Origin of the sequence: Helicobacter pylori (assembly GCF_011140715.1) — a bacterium.
GTDB classification, from domain to species: domain Bacteria; phylum Campylobacterota; class Campylobacteria; order Campylobacterales; family Helicobacteraceae; genus Helicobacter; species Helicobacter pylori_DA.
Genome location: NZ_SFZZ01000017.1, coordinates 26,564 through 39,906, shown reverse-complemented (window position 1 = coordinate 39,906; position 13,343 = coordinate 26,564). Strand labels below are relative to the sequence as shown.

At 39.1% G+C, this 13,343-nt stretch carries 16 protein-coding genes; 4 read left to right on the top strand and 12 right to left on the bottom strand.

The annotated features are described in order from the left end of the window. Window positions 1-80 precede the first annotated feature (80 nt). Together hemB and EWZ81_RS02495 are read left to right on the top strand one after the other, a co-directional pair. Window positions 81-1,052, top strand: coding sequence for a porphobilinogen synthase (gene hemB / locus EWZ81_RS02500; protein WP_165548914.1), 972 nt, complete (start codon window positions 81-83; stop codon window positions 1,050-1,052). Then, entirely contained in the window at window positions 1,053-1,775 is a 723-nt protein-coding gene (locus EWZ81_RS02495) for a YebC/PmpR family DNA-binding transcriptional regulator (protein WP_015644664.1), read from the top strand. A gap of 478 nt (window positions 1,776-2,253) precedes the next feature. On the opposite strand, the gene EWZ81_RS02490 is transcribed toward EWZ81_RS02495, so the two are convergent. Further along, window positions 2,254-3,171, bottom strand: a complete 918-nt coding sequence (locus EWZ81_RS02490; protein WP_165548913.1) for a tetratricopeptide repeat protein — start codon at window positions 3,169-3,171, stop codon at window positions 2,254-2,256. A gap of 152 nt (window positions 3,172-3,323) precedes the next feature. Here EWZ81_RS02490 and rfaJ point away from each other — a divergent pair, with 152 nt between their 5' ends. Further along, window positions 3,324-4,451 carry an HP0159 family lipopolysaccharide 1,6-glucosyltransferase gene (gene rfaJ / locus EWZ81_RS02485; protein ID WP_165548912.1) on the top strand — a complete coding sequence of 376 codons (1,128 nt, stop codon included), beginning with the start codon at window positions 3,324-3,326 and terminating at the stop codon, window positions 4,449-4,451. A 4-nt stretch (window positions 4,452-4,455) separates the two neighbouring features. On the opposite strand, the gene EWZ81_RS02480 is transcribed toward rfaJ, so the two are convergent. The 6 genes from EWZ81_RS02480 to recA are packed head-to-tail and all read right to left on the bottom strand — an operon-like array spanning window position 4,456 to window position 9,142. Next, window positions 4,456-5,412, bottom strand: a complete 957-nt coding sequence (locus EWZ81_RS02480; RefSeq protein WP_165548911.1) for a PDC sensor domain-containing protein — start codon at window positions 5,410-5,412, stop codon at window positions 4,456-4,458. A gap of 20 nt (window positions 5,413-5,432) precedes the next feature. Beyond that, the gene (locus EWZ81_RS02475) at window positions 5,433-5,921 is read right to left on the bottom strand and encodes a shikimate kinase (protein WP_001164295.1); all 489 of its coding nucleotides are present in this window, start codon (window positions 5,919-5,921) and stop codon (window positions 5,433-5,435) included. Window positions 5,922-5,925: 4 nt separating this feature from the next. Then, window positions 5,926-6,522, bottom strand: coding sequence for an AMIN domain-containing protein (locus EWZ81_RS02470; RefSeq protein ID WP_197295041.1), 597 nt, complete (start codon window positions 6,520-6,522; stop codon window positions 5,926-5,928). 16 nt (window positions 6,523-6,538) lie between these two features. After that, entirely contained in the window at window positions 6,539-6,814 is a 276-nt protein-coding gene (locus EWZ81_RS02465; protein WP_000146224.1) for a hypothetical protein, read from the bottom strand. Continuing rightward, on the bottom strand, window positions 6,807-8,087 hold the full coding sequence (gene eno / locus EWZ81_RS02460) for a phosphopyruvate hydratase (protein ID WP_165548909.1): 1,281 nt from the start codon (window positions 8,085-8,087) through the stop codon (window positions 6,807-6,809). The genes EWZ81_RS02465 and eno overlap by 8 nt, the downstream gene beginning before the upstream one ends. An 11-nt stretch (window positions 8,088-8,098) precedes the next feature. After that, window positions 8,099-9,142, bottom strand: a complete 1,044-nt coding sequence (gene recA, locus EWZ81_RS02455; RefSeq protein ID WP_000963126.1) for a recombinase RecA — start codon at window positions 9,140-9,142, stop codon at window positions 8,099-8,101. 98 nt (window positions 9,143-9,240) lie between these two features. On the opposite strand from recA, the gene EWZ81_RS02450 reads away from it, so the two are divergent. Next, window positions 9,241-10,107, top strand: a complete 867-nt coding sequence (locus EWZ81_RS02450) for a menaquinone biosynthesis family protein (RefSeq protein ID WP_165548908.1) — start codon at window positions 9,241-9,243, stop codon at window positions 10,105-10,107. On the opposite strand, the gene EWZ81_RS02445 is transcribed toward EWZ81_RS02450, so the two are convergent. From EWZ81_RS02445 to ccoP, 5 genes are all read right to left on the bottom strand, one after another. Further along, entirely contained in the window at window positions 10,104-10,871 is a 768-nt protein-coding gene (locus EWZ81_RS02445) for a hypothetical protein (protein ID WP_165548907.1), read from the bottom strand. The genes EWZ81_RS02450 and EWZ81_RS02445 overlap by 4 nt on opposite strands. Window positions 10,872-10,950: 79 nt before the next feature. Beyond that, window positions 10,951-11,541, bottom strand: coding sequence for a hypothetical protein (locus tag EWZ81_RS02440; protein ID WP_165548906.1), 591 nt, complete (start codon window positions 11,539-11,541; stop codon window positions 10,951-10,953). 11 nt (window positions 11,542-11,552) lie between these two features. Then, the gene (locus tag EWZ81_RS02435) at window positions 11,553-12,146 is read right to left on the bottom strand and encodes a hypothetical protein (RefSeq protein ID WP_165548905.1); all 594 of its coding nucleotides are present in this window, start codon (window positions 12,144-12,146) and stop codon (window positions 11,553-11,555) included. A gap of 100 nt (window positions 12,147-12,246) precedes the next feature. Next, window positions 12,247-12,453, bottom strand: a complete 207-nt coding sequence (locus EWZ81_RS02430) for a DUF4006 family protein (RefSeq protein WP_000670529.1) — start codon at window positions 12,451-12,453, stop codon at window positions 12,247-12,249. A gap of 10 nt (window positions 12,454-12,463) precedes the next feature. Further along, complete coding sequence (gene ccoP, locus EWZ81_RS02425) at window positions 12,464-13,342, bottom strand: cytochrome-c oxidase, cbb3-type subunit III (RefSeq protein WP_000346873.1); 879 nt, start codon at window positions 13,340-13,342, stop codon at window positions 12,464-12,466. Window position 13,343 lies beyond the last annotated feature (1 nt).

Below are 13,343 nucleotides of genomic sequence, written 5' to 3'. Positions count from 1 at the left end.
AAAATTTGAGAGAGGTGAGCGGAATGAAGGGGATAGAAAAAGCCAATTGTGGGGTTAAAGAAAAACAATAAAGAGAGAACATGTTCAAACGATTGAGAAGATTACGAAGCAGCGAAAACTTAAGAGCAATGATAAGAGAAACGCGCCTAAATATTGATGATTTCATCTCTCCCTTATTTGTCATAGAAAGCGATAGTTATATTAAAAATGAAATCAGTTCCATGCCTGGCGTTTATCAAATGAGCATGGAGCCTCTTTTAAAAGAATGCGAAGAATTAGTGGGTTTAGGCGTCAAAGCCGTTTTATTGTTTGGCATTCCTAAACATAAGGACGCTACAGGAAGCCATGCGCTAAATAAGGATCACATTGTCGCAAAAGCTACGAGAGAAATTAAAAAACGATTTAAGGATTTGATCGTTATAGCGGATTTGTGTTTTTGTGAATACACCGACCATGGGCATTGCGGGATTTTAGAAAACGATTCTGTGTCTAACGATAAAACGCTAGAGATTTTAAATCTTCAAGGGCTTATTTTGGCTGAAAGCGGTGTGGATATTCTAGCCCCAAGCAACATGATGGATGGCAATGTTTTAAGCTTGAGAAAAGTGCTAGATAAGGCCGGGTATTTTCACACGCCCATCATGAGCTATTCCACTAAATTTGCGAGCAGTTACTATGGGCCTTTTAGAGATGCAGCAAACTCTGCCCCGAGTTTTGGCGATCGCAAAAGCTATCAAATGGATTACGCCAATCAAAAAGAAGCGCTTTTAGAAAGTTTAGAAGATGAAAAACAGGGCGCGGATATTTTAATGGTGAAGCCGGCTTTAGCGTATTTGGATATTGTTAAAGAGATTAGAGATCACACTTTGCTCCCTTTAGCGCTCTATAACGTGAGTGGGGAATACGCCATGCTCAAACTCGCACAAAAACACAACTTAATCAACTATGAAAGCGTTTTGTTAGAAACGATGACTTGTTTTAAAAGAGCGGGAGCGGATATGATTATTAGCTATCATGCTAAAGAAGTGGCTAACTTATTACAAAGGAATTGAATGGGACGAGCGTTTGAATACAGAAGAGCGGCTAAAGAAAAACGATGGGATAAGATGAGTAAGGTTTTCCCCAAGCTCGCCAAAGCGATCACTCTAGCGGCAAAAGATGGCGGGAGCGAGCCGGACACGAACGCCAAACTGCGAACAGCGATTTTAAACGCTAAAGCGCAAAACATGCCTAAAGACAACATTGATGCAGCGATTAAAAGAGCGAGCAGTAAAGAGGGGAATTTGAGCGAAATCACTTATGAGGGTAAGGCGAATTTTGGCGTGCTAATCATCATGGAATGCATGACTGATAACCCCACTAGAACGATCGCTAACCTTAAAAGCTATTTCAATAAAACGCAAGGGGCGAGCATCGTGCCTAATGGCTCTTTAGAGTTTATGTTTAATAGAAAAAGCGTGTTTGAATGCTTGAAAAATGAAGTGGAAAATTTAAAACTCAGTCTAGAAGATTTAGAATTCGCTCTCATTGATTATGGTTTGGAAGAATTAGAAGAAGTGGGAGATAGAATCATTATTAGGGGGGATTATAACAGCTTCAAGCTTTTAAATGAGGGGTTTGAAAGCTTGAGATTGCCCATTTTAAAAGCGGGTTTGCAACGCATCGCCACAACGCCCATTGAATTGAATGACGAACAAATGGAGCTTACCGAAAAATTATTGGATAGGATTGAAGACGATGATGATGTGGTCGCGCTTTATACGAATATTGAGTGAAATGCAAAAAGGCTCAAAGTATTTTTAACAAAACCAACAAAAAAGTTTTGTTGCTATAGGCTTGTAAAATCCTATGAAGAGTTATAAAACTCCTTTTTAATAAAAGTTTTTGTTTTTGTCAAATAGGAAGCTTTTTTCAATATTCTTTTTTAAAAAACTTGTTTTTAAGCTTTTTCATAGTTAATTTTTATTTTGTAAGTTATTTTTTAAAGCGGATAGGGGATTTTGAAATAACGCCCCCTTTAACCCCATTAAATCCGAGCGCTTTAAAAAATTATCGCTTGTGTGTCTGTGTAAGCTCTTTTATATTTGTTTTAAAATGCCTTTGAGTGTTTTTATTATCAATATGAGAGCGAATCCAAACCCTAGATTTTTAATCTCAATACCCATCAATAGAGACGCTCAATCCCATTTGATAGCACAAAAGCGGAAAGATTTCTATAAGATGAGTTTTAATCATTAGCCCCTAAACTCTGACCTATTGCGTATCATTTTGCGTGTCGTTTTGCGTGTCGTTTTGCAAATTATCAGAATTCTTGCCAACCATTTCTAATACTTTACAACTACCACTAAAGCCTAAAGTGCAACCTTTCTTATAATATGAAGTGGCTTTCTCCAAATCTTTTGGAGCTCCCTTACCCGTGTAATACATCACCGCCACATTATGACAACCGCTCCCTTCTTTTAAAGAGCAACCCTTTTTATAAAGATTCAAAGCCTGCTCTTGATTTTGTTTGACATTCATACCGGCTTCATACAAATATCCTAAACTCACACAGCTCGCCCCGTCTTTTAAATGGCACCCTCTTTTAAAATTCGCAAAGGCTTTTTTCAAATCCTGTTCCACGCCTTTGGCGCTCCTATACATATACCCTACAAAGTTACAACTAATGCCATAATTCAAACTGCAAGCGTATTTAGAAAGAGAAAGGGCTTTGGCGTAATTTTGCTTAACGCCCACGCCATTAAAATACATAAAACCCAAACTCCCGCAGCTCACCCCACCCTTTAAGTGGCACCCTCTCCTGTAATAATAGAGAGCCTTTGGAAGGTCTTTTTGAACGCCGTCGCCATCTTCATACATAGAACCCAAGCTTGCACAAGCGAGATGATTCCTTAAATTGCACCCTCTTTTGTAATAAAAAACGGCTTTTGAAATATTCTGATCCACGCCATCGCCATATTCATACATAGAGCCTAAACTCGTGCAACCAACCCCCACCCTCAAATTACAGCTCCTCTTATAAAAAGCCACCGCTCTATGGTAATCCCCTTTCTTAATGGCTTGATTGGCCATCTTAAAATATTTCTCACCGGTTGTAGCCACCAAATAACTGAAACAACTTGCCATTAAAAATAAAATCAAAACCCACTTTTTAGTCCAACTCTTTATCATCTCATTCCTTACAAAACTAAGCCAAAGCTCGCACAAAGACAAATCAGTAAAACCCCAATTTAATTGGTTATTATAGTATAATTATTAAAAAAATAAATTCAACTTTTGGATTAAATTGATTTAAAAAACCTGTTTTAGGGAAACCACTTAAAATGAGTATTACTATTCCTATTGTTATCGCTTTTGACAATCATTACGCCATTCCGGCTGGCGTGAGCTTATATTCCATGCTGGCTTGCGCTAAATCAGAAAATCCTAAATCGCAAAATCCCCAATCCCAAAATGATAGTAAAAAACTTTTTTATAAAATCCACTGCTTGGTGGATAACTTAAGCCTTGAAAACCAGTGCAAATTGAAAGAAACTCTAGCCCCCTTTAGCGCTTTTGCGAGCGTGGATTTTTTAGACATTTCAGATCCCAATAACCCTACTACTACCCTAGCAGAACCTTCTGCGATCGATAAAGTCCATGAAGCTTTTTTGCAACTCAATATTTACGCTAAGACTCGCTTTTCTAAAATGGTCATGTGCCGCTTGTTTTTGGCTTCTTTATTCCCGCAATACGACAAAATCATCATGTTTGATGCAGACACTTTGTTTTTAAACGATGTGAGCGAGAGTTTTTTTATCCCGCTAGATGGCTATTATTTTGGAGCGGCTAAAGATTTTGCTTCTCCTAAAAGCCTTAAACATTTCCAAACAGAAAGGGAGAGAGAGTCTCGCCAAAAATTTTTTCTCCATGAGCATTACCTTAAAGAAAAAGACATGAAAATCATTTGTGAAAACCACTATAATGTTGGGTTTTTAATCGTGAATTTAAAGCTGTGGCGTGCTGATCATTTAGAAGAACGCCTACTCAATCTAACCCATCAAAAAGGCCAGTGCGTGTTTTGCCCTGAACAGGATCTTTTAACGCTCGCATGCTATCAAAAAGTTTTAATCTTACCTTATATTTACAACGCCCACCCTTTCATGGTCAATCAAAAACGCTTCATTCCTAGCCAACAAGAAATCGTCATGCTGCATTTTTATTTTGTAGGAAAACCTTGGATTTCACCCACTGCTTTATATTCTAAAGAATGGCATGAGATTCTTTTAAAAACCCCTTTTTATGCTGAATATTCCGTGAAATTCCTTAAACAAATGACAGAATGTTTAAGCCTTAAAGACAAACAAAAAACCTTTGAATTTCTTGCCCCCCTACTCAATAAAAAAACCCTTTTAGAATATGTTTTTTTTAGATTGAAGAGGATTTTCAAACGCTTAAAAGAAAATTTTTAAACTCTTAGCGTTCTCGTTTGGGCAACACACTATAAGCGAATTTAACATAAATCGCTAAACTGATCAAAAGCACCGCCACGCCGATAGCCAAATACACCGCATAAGTGATTTTATCCGGTTCGCTCACGCTGAATTTAAACACCAGCATTAACGCTTCAATGGCTAATGCGATAATGATAGAGCCTAAAAACCTGATCATCGTGCGGTGGATCGCATGGTGATTATCCCCGCTATTTTTACCCAAAACTTCCTCTTCAAAAATCGCCTTGACCAAATCAAAGGTGGCTAAGGCTAGGGTTAAAAGCACGATAGGGTGGAACACTTCTTTAATGTCAAAACTGCTAAAATGCACGATCGCTGTCCAAAAGCTAGAAATGCATTTCACAAATAAGAGCAACGACACTAAAGTGAGCATGATAGAAATCATAAAATACATGACCATGCTCCCTTCGCTAAAGGTTTTAAAATACTTTGAAGGCGAGCTGATTTCAATCGCCACTCTCAAAGGGATTTGCAAGCACACCACAAACGCCAAATCGTTATTTTGATCATACACCGGGTAAGATGCGCTCACTACTAAATGGTTTCCTTTTTTAGAAGGATAGGGGTCGGTTAAAATGCAACGCTTTTCACTCACGGCTTGATAAAAATAATACTTATCGCTAAAACTGGCATGCGATTCTAATTCAATCCCTTCTGTTAAATCATGCTCTAATATCCCTTCCTTATGCCCCTGCTCTTTAAGTTGGCTTGGCTTAAGAATTAGCATGCCCTTAGCGTCTAACACAAAAAAACTTTTTGCCATTTTGATTTCAGCGTGCATTTTTCTGATCTGTTTGTTTAAATAATCCAAAGTGATTTCAGGAAGGTGGTTACGGATATTGTGCGAAAACAAATAAGTGAGGTAGGCGTATAACTCAGTGCGGATCTTGGAATATTGGACAATGTCTCTACTTAACATCACAAGGCCTTTAAAAAAATTTATGCGATGAATTGTAGCACTTGTTTTAAAGAATTATTTAAACCACCCCTTGCGTCAATGATAAAGGAGGCGTTTTTTTCATAGAGGGCTTGGCGTTTTTCAAAAAGCTCTTTGGCTTGAGTGAGGTTATTCAAAAGGGGGCGTTTTTCCCTTTCTTTTTGATTCAAACGCTTAATCAAGGTCTCAAAATCCATTTTGAGGTAAAAAGTTGTGCCTAAACCCTTAAGATTATCATGCATGATAATGCCCCCACCGGTAGAAATGATATGGGGGGTTTTGAGCGTTTTTAATTCATCAATCAAATTTTTTTCAAACATCCTGAAATTGTCTTCGCCAAGCTCTTCAAAAATCCCTCTCACGCTCAAGCCCACCCTCTCGCTAATGATCATATCCGTATCCAGCACTTCTAATTTCAAAGCCAGCCCCAATTCTTGCGCTAAAGAGCTTTTACCACTCCCCATAAAACCGATTAAGACTAAATGCTGCACGCTTTTATTTCAATTTTAATTCATACGCCCCATTTTTTTCTTCTAAAAGATAGCGGTATTTCCCATCTAAAATGAGCGTGATGCGGTAATAATCTTTGTGCGTGCCGACTTTAATGTGAGAAAAAAACTTCTGGTTTAAATCCATGTTTTGATAAATATCCAAAGGGCCTTTTTGCGTGTCCAACACGATTCTATAAGGATTGACTAGCACAAAAGAGCGCAAAATTTTATAAGGGGAGTGCAAAATCATCGTGTTGTTTGCCATTAAAAAATCAAAATCTTGGATCTGATAGCGTTTTTCAAAGGCGTCTTGATTAAGGGTGTGTTGGGAGAGCTTTAAGGGGTAATGCCAATCAATGCTTTTATCAATGCCCACGACTTTAGAATGGATAGAGCCATCAATATCCTGGTAAGTAAGCGTGATTTTTTTTAAGATCCTAGCGCTCGTGGGCAAATCCACATGGATTTCTTTGAGGTAGTCATCATAGATCCCGCTAAAGCCCCCTTGCAAATTCTTGGAATTGATTTCAGGCTCAAAAGGGTTGTCTCTGGCTAATAAAACGCTTAAAACCGCCACCAAACCTATCGTCTTTTTTAACACTGCCATTTCCTTAAATCTAATCTCTAGGCCGTAATTCCCTCAATTCAAACAAACGCTTTTGCAAGCGCACGTTCTTGCTTTGCAATTCGGTGATTTCTTGTTGCAATCGTTCATGCTTGTCTCTTAAATCCAAATAAACTTCTAAAGAAGAACCCCCAAAAAGCAACTTCCCTAAATAATACCCAAACCCAAGCAGTAAAAGGAAAAAGACAATAAGGGAGCTATGGCTATAAAAAAAATCTCGCGCTTTGTTGTCTTTGATTCCATCGTTTTCAAAAAGGCCACTAGCCATGCTTAAACAACTCTTTGCCGATATAAATCCCCCCTTTTAATTCATGCTCAATTTCTAAAAGGCGGTTGTATTTGGCGATCCTTTCACTCCTTGCGGTGGATCCGGTTTTGATTTCCCCAGTATTGAGTGCGACCGCAAAATCAGCGATAAAGCTGTCTTCACTCTCCCCGCTTCTATGGCTCATCACGCATTGATAGGCATGGTGTTTGGCTAATCTTATGGTCTCTAAAGTTTCACTAATGGTGCCGATTTGATTGGGTTTGATCAAAATGGCGTTCGCAACATTTTTTTCAATGCCTTTTTGCAAGATGCTCGCGTTCGTTACAAACAAATCATCGCCCACTAATTGGATTTGACGCCCTAATTCCTTGCTCAAAAACGCCCAACCCTCCCAATCGTCTTCGCTCAAACCATCTTCAATGGACACGATCGGGTATTTTGCCACCAACTCTTTATAATAAGCCACTAATTCATGCGAATCTAAAATCTTATTTTCACCCTTTAAATGGTAATTGAAATGTTCATCCACTAACTCACTGCTCGCCACGTCTAAAGCGAGCGCTATTTCTTCGCCTAATTTATAGCCGGCTTTTTCAATGGCTTGAGAAATGATTTCAAGGGGTTCTACATTGTTGTTAAAATTAGGCGCAAAACCCCCTTCATCGCCCACGCTTGTGAGCTGATTCTTCCCATCTAAAAGTTTTTTAAGCGTGTGATAGACTTCCGCGCTCGCTCTTAAAGCTTCTTTAAAACTCTCAAACCCTAAAGGCATGATCATGTATTCTTGAAAGTCTATGGAATTGTTCGCATGCGTTCCGCCGTTGATGATATTGAGCATCGGCACCGGCAAAGTCAGAGCGTTAGCCCCCCCTAAATAGCGGTATAATGGCAGATTTAAAGCCTTCGCGCTAGCCCTTGCTAACGCCATAGAAACGCCCAAAACAGCGTTCGCCCCTAAATTAGCGTAATTAGGCGTGCCGTCTAAAGCCCTTAACCTCTCATCCACAAAGGCTTGATTGATCGCTTCAAGCCCTATCAAATTATGTTTGATCACGCTATTGACATTTTCGCATGCCCTTAAGACCCCTTTACCCAAAAAACGGGTTTTGTCATTATCCCTTAATTCTAACGCTTCTCTTTTACCGGTGCTCGCTCCGCTAGGCACAATCGCGCTCGCTTTAGTGTTATCGTTTAAAATCACGCTGGCTTGAATGGTAGGATTGCCCCTACTATCCATCACTTCTAAAGCATGAATATCTTTAATGGTTAGCATCAAAATCCTTTCTATTCCATTTCTTCTAAAGGCTCATCTGGTAAGGGCATGATCTCTTCATTAGAGCCAATGCTCTCTTTAATCTTAAGAGTGATTTCATTCGCTAGAGCTTTGTCTTCTTTCAGTAAGGCTTTAGCGTTTTCTCGGCCTTGCCCTAGCTTTTTATCCTGGTAACTAAGCCATGCCCCACTCTTATCCACAATATCTAATTTCACGCCATAATCAATGATTTCGCCCTCTTTAGAAATCCCTTCCCCAAACATGATGTCAAATTCCGCTTCTCTAAAGGGCGGAGCGACTTTATTTTTAACCACTTTGGCTTTAGCCCTGTTGCCAATATGCTGTTCGTTTTGTTTTAAAGCCGCAATCCTTCTAATATCAATCCTAACACTCGCATAGAATTTTAAGGCATTACCCCCGGTTGTGGTCTCTGGACTCCCATAACCCATCATGCCAATCTTCATCCTGATTTGATTGATAAAAATTAAAGTGGTGTTCATCTTGTGCAAAACACCGGTGATTTTTCTTAACGCATGGCTCATAAGCCTTGCTTGCAAGCCCACATGCTGATCGCCCATATCCCCATCAATCTCCGCTTTAGGCGTAAGAGCCGCTACGGAATCCACCACCACTAAATCAATCCCTCCGCTTCTGGTGATCGTTTCTAAAATCTCTAAAGCTTGCTCGCCTGTATCAGGTTGGGAAACGAGTAAGTTTTCCGTATCCACGCCTAGCCTCTTAGCATAATGCACATCTAGGGCATGCTCAGCGTCAATAAACGCACACACGCCGCCATTTTTTTGGCATTCTGCAATAATATGCAAGCTTAGAGTGGTCTTCCCGCTTGACTCTGGCCCATAAATTTCAATGATCCTACCTTTTGGAACGCCCCCAATCCCTAAAGCCAGATCTAACCCTAACGAGCCTGTAGAAATAGAGTCAATCTTTTCTACTTGCTTATCCCCAAGGCGCACCAACGCCCCCTTACCAAAAACCTTATCAATTTGTTTGATCGCTAAAGAAATCGCTTTTTGTTTGTCTTCATCTATTGCCATTAAATTACCTTATTGAATTTGATTTGTTTATTCTATCAAATCCTAGCCTAAAATCTATTATAATAAAAGGACTTACCCTATCACAAAAGGATTTTACTTTGATTAGTGTCGCTCATAGCCCTGATGCTGATGATATTTTCATGTATTATGCGATTAAGTTTGGCTGGATAGATTGCCCCATTAAAAATAAAACATTCCACAATATCGCCCTTGATATTGAAACCCTAAACCAAGAAGCCCTAAAAAACACTTATGATGTGAGCGCAATCAGCTTTGGGCTATACCCTAAAATTGCAAACGATTACGCCCTGCTCCCTACAGCGACGAGCTTTGGGAATGGCTATGGGCCTAAATTAGTGAAAAAAAAGGGCGTGAAATTGAAAAAAGATTTTAAGGTCGCATTAAGCGGGGAGCACACCACCAACGCCCTCTTGTTTAAGATCTATTACAAACATGCGCGCATCGCTTACATGAATTTTTTAGACATTGAAAAAGCGGTGCTTGAAGGGAGCGTGCATGCGGGCGTGCTCATCCATGAGAGTATCTTGGATTTTCATAATGAATTAGAAGTGGAAAAAGAATTGTGGGATGTTTGGAAAGAACTCATTAAAGTTGATGATTTACCCTTGCCTTTAGGGGGCATGGCGATTAGGCGCTCTATCCCCTTGTATCGCACGATTTTGGTTAAAAAGGCTTTGATTAAAGCGGTTGAAGTCGCTTTAAAACACCAAAATTTGCTCTCTAACATGCTCTTAGAGCGCGCACTCATTCGTGTCAATATGGAGCGCTTACAAACTTATTTAAGCTTGTATGCGAACGAAACTTCAACGCGCTTAAGCGAGATTCAAATCCTCGCCATAGACAAGCTTTTTGAATTGGGCTATCAGCATGGGTTTTATGCCAGTTTGTTAAAGACTAAAGATTGCTTGCTCACTGATGAATATTTGCAATACCGCTTTTTTTAATCTAATTCCAATTTATGCATAAGCAAGTAACGGATCACCCCATACAATAAAAGGATTTTTAAAAAATCCACCCCCCATAAAAGATAGTATTTATTTTCTTGTAATTCTTGTTGTTGCAAGAAATAATAAAACCCCTCATTGATGCTTAAACTAGAGCTCATTAAGGGCAGTAACGAATTGAACGCCAATTCCAAAACAACCCCCACCAGAATGAACAACAACCCCCCGAGTAAAAAACGCGCTTTTTTGATCCTAGTAGCGTTTAAAACGCTCAAAACAAATAAGAATTTCATTAAAACAAGCCCTAAAAACAGCGCAACGCCTATAGTTTTAGTGGGTTTTAACACAAAGGTTTTTAAAGCAGTGTGCAAGATAAACAGCACGCTGGATTGCGCGTTAAAAAGAGAATAGCCCAAACGCACGCTCGCTACAAACCAGAACAAACTGAAGATAAAAAACACCATGGGGAGCAAGATTTTAGGGAGCAATAAAGACTCTAAACTAACGGGTAAAGAAAAGCTTAAAACCCCCCTTTTAGAAAAAAGCGCATTGAGATTTTTGATCGCTCCCACGCTTATTGCGATTAGTAAAAACGCCCCCAAGATAAAAAAGAGCGTGTAGCTTAGGGTGAGCATGGTCGTTTCTTCAGCGCTTTGAGAGGAAAAACAAACCGCTAAAATAGTGAGCGTTATTAAGAAATTCCCTATAACAATATTCCCTACTTGCCCCAAGGCGTCATGTTTAAAAACTTTTAAAAAACCCATAGCCTTATTATACCCGTTTGGATAGAAAATTCAGGCTTTTTAATGATTGAGTGTTAATAAAAAACGCTAAAGGCATTTTTTAGATGCGCTGCTTGAAAAAAGCCAGTTGCTCTAAAATCAATTCTTCTTTATTTTTAAAAATGAATTTAAAAAGGATCTTATAGCGCCCCACTTTATCGCCCTCTAACAAATCAAATTTTAAAGGCTCGCATGCGTTTGCGCAATCAAGCGTTCCTAATAATCTGGGCTGTGATGGGCTGGGATAAAACGCTAAATACACTTGAATATTTGGCGAATCTAAAGCGGGTTTGAGCGGTTGCAATCGTGCATAAAGCGTGTTGGATTTTTCCAAGATCAAAGCGTTTTTTAAAAGGTTTTCTTGGAGTTTTTTATCCCCATGCGTGCCTTTAGAAAAATAGGGTAAAATGGGGGTTTTAGAGTCTTCTGTGAGAGGCTTTAAACCCACTAAAAAACGATAATTGGATTTAAAGTTTTCATAGGTTTTAAGCATAGCGTTAAAGTTTAAATCCACTTCATTATGACCCTTGAAATACACTAAATCGTTTTTAGGCGAATTTTTTAGGGCAAACACCACCAAAAACACCACGATCCCAAGCCCAAGAATGAGCACGCTCATGATCCCTAAAGGCCAAAAGTTTTTTTCTTTCATTGATTTCTCTCTTAAGATTTTTTAAAAAAATAAAGCCCCAAAAACGTGCCTAAAAGCGTCAATAACAAAATATAAATAACCACCTTTACAAAAGTTACTCCCTTAGGAGCGTTAAAATTTTGCGTGATATTCACACGATATTTTTGCGCTAAAGCATCTACTGCGACCGAATAGCCGTTAATGAGCATGGCTGAAATCCTTTGGGGCGTGTATTCTTTAGCGTTTGTAGGGAGTAAGGGAGCGATTTTTTCAAAAAAGATTTTATCAGTGTCTAGCAAATCTTTAGGGTTAGCCACCAATTCTATTTTTTGAGCGTCATGGTAAAAAAAGAATACCACAAAAGGGGGTTTGAATTGCTTTAAAAAGCCCTCTTGATAATTTTGGCGTTCCTTTTTAGCCGCCAAAGCGATAGGATTTTTTTCAAAATCCGTCATATCAATCACAAAACGCACGCCTGTTTTAAGATAAAGCTCTTTAGAAACGCCTTCTACAAACAGAACGCTTTTTTCTACCAAACGCCCTTTAGCGTTATTAAAAACATAAGATTCATCAGCCCACAAAAAACCAACAAAAACTAAAGAGATTACAAACCATAAGCCTTTCATGTGCTAAACAAAAACAAGTTAGGCACAAAAGAAATAACAATCGTCATTAAAATGGTCGCTACTACCATTAAGGCTAAGATTTTTTCTAAAGTCGTGAATTTCATTTTTTACTCCCTTGATTGACTAATTCATAATTGGCCCGGTTTTGGGTGTTTTTTGTCTCTAAAGCGTTAATATCCTTATAGCGGTAATAATTGGTGGCTTGCTCTTTTTGGATATGGATCGCTTTGAGCGTAAAAAAAACGACCACACACAATAAAATAACCACAATCAGTAAATTCCCTGCTAATCCGTTTAAAAATTTCATCTCTTTTCCTTTAATCTTCTAAGGGTTTTAGCGATTGGATAAATTCGGCTAACGCTTTAACTTGCAAATCGCTAAAGTTTTTATATTTGAATGATGGCATATGCCCTATATTGCCCTTTTTGCCATGCGTTAAGATATTTCTCAAAAAATTCTCTGTGCCGTAAGCGGTCAAATCGGCCGCAAACACTTGATTTTCTTGCAAGCCCTTACCATCATTGCCATGACAGCCTGTGCAACCCATGCTTTCAAACAATTCCTTGCCCTTATCAATGAGTTGAGGGTTTTTTGTCTTTTTAACGCTAGAAAGTTCTGCCATCACATAGCTTGCGATCGCTTTAGCGTCTTTTTCGTCCAATTCCATAGCGGGCATTTCCCCAGCGAGATAATCCATGCCTTTAGAGCCATGCTTAATGGTGTCCATAATGCCCTCTTCTTTACCCCAACGCACCAGATTTTGAGCGCTCCCATGCAAGCCCTCAGCGGTGATGCCATGGCATTGCGAACAATGGACTAAAAAGATGCCTTGACCCATATCCACTAATTCCTTTTGACCCAAATGCTTCCATTTGGCTTCAAATTTTTGGTTGTGTGCTTTAACCTCTTCATTGTATTGCCCGATTTGAGAAAAGCTATTCAGCGGATACCCAAAGAAAAAATACCAAAAAGCCCACACAATCGTGCACATAAAGCTTGCGATCCAGCCTACTGGCACATTATTGGCAAACTCCCCTATCCCATCAAACAAATGCCCATTTTCTACAAGCTCACCCTGAGATTTGCTGTCGCGCATTTCTTTAATGAGCGAACTGGATTCATAGATGGTTAAAACTAAAATCACAAGCGCTGCAATCAAGCCAAAAACATTTATATGGTCGTTTAAAAAATCCATT

What these genes read in the sequence shown, in the direction of transcription:
- hemB (WP_165548914.1), top strand. Translation starts at nt 81, where the DNA reads ATGTTCAAACGATTGAGAAGATTACGAAGCAGCGAAAACTTAAGAGCA.
- EWZ81_RS02495 (WP_015644664.1), top strand. Translation starts at nt 1,053, where the DNA reads ATGGGACGAGCGTTTGAATACAGAAGAGCGGCTAAAGAAAAACGATGG.
- EWZ81_RS02490 (WP_165548913.1), bottom strand. Translation starts at nt 3,171, where the DNA reads ATGATAAAGAGTTGGACTAAAAAGTGGGTTTTGATTTTATTTTTAATG.
- rfaJ (WP_165548912.1), top strand. Translation starts at nt 3,324, where the DNA reads ATGAGTATTACTATTCCTATTGTTATCGCTTTTGACAATCATTACGCC.
- EWZ81_RS02480 (WP_165548911.1), bottom strand. Translation starts at nt 5,412, where the DNA reads ATGTTAAGTAGAGACATTGTCCAATATTCCAAGATCCGCACTGAGTTA.
- EWZ81_RS02465 (WP_000146224.1), bottom strand. Translation starts at nt 6,814, where the DNA reads ATGGCTAGTGGCCTTTTTGAAAACGATGGAATCAAAGACAACAAAGCG.
- eno (WP_165548909.1), bottom strand. Translation starts at nt 8,087, where the DNA reads ATGCTAACCATTAAAGATATTCATGCTTTAGAAGTGATGGATAGTAGG.
- recA (WP_000963126.1), bottom strand. Translation starts at nt 9,142, where the DNA reads ATGGCAATAGATGAAGACAAACAAAAAGCGATTTCTTTAGCGATCAAA.
- EWZ81_RS02445 (WP_165548907.1), bottom strand. Translation starts at nt 10,871, where the DNA reads ATGGGTTTTTTAAAAGTTTTTAAACATGACGCCTTGGGGCAAGTAGGG.
- EWZ81_RS02440 (WP_165548906.1), bottom strand. Translation starts at nt 11,541, where the DNA reads ATGAAAGAAAAAAACTTTTGGCCTTTAGGGATCATGAGCGTGCTCATT.
- EWZ81_RS02435 (WP_165548905.1), bottom strand. Translation starts at nt 12,146, where the DNA reads ATGAAAGGCTTATGGTTTGTAATCTCTTTAGTTTTTGTTGGTTTTTTG.
- EWZ81_RS02430 (WP_000670529.1), bottom strand. Translation starts at nt 12,453, where the DNA reads ATGAAATTTTTAAACGGATTAGCAGGGAATTTACTGATTGTGGTTATT.
- ccoP (WP_000346873.1), bottom strand. Translation starts at nt 13,342, where the DNA reads ATGGATTTTTTAAACGACCATATAAATGTTTTTGGCTTGATTGCAGCG.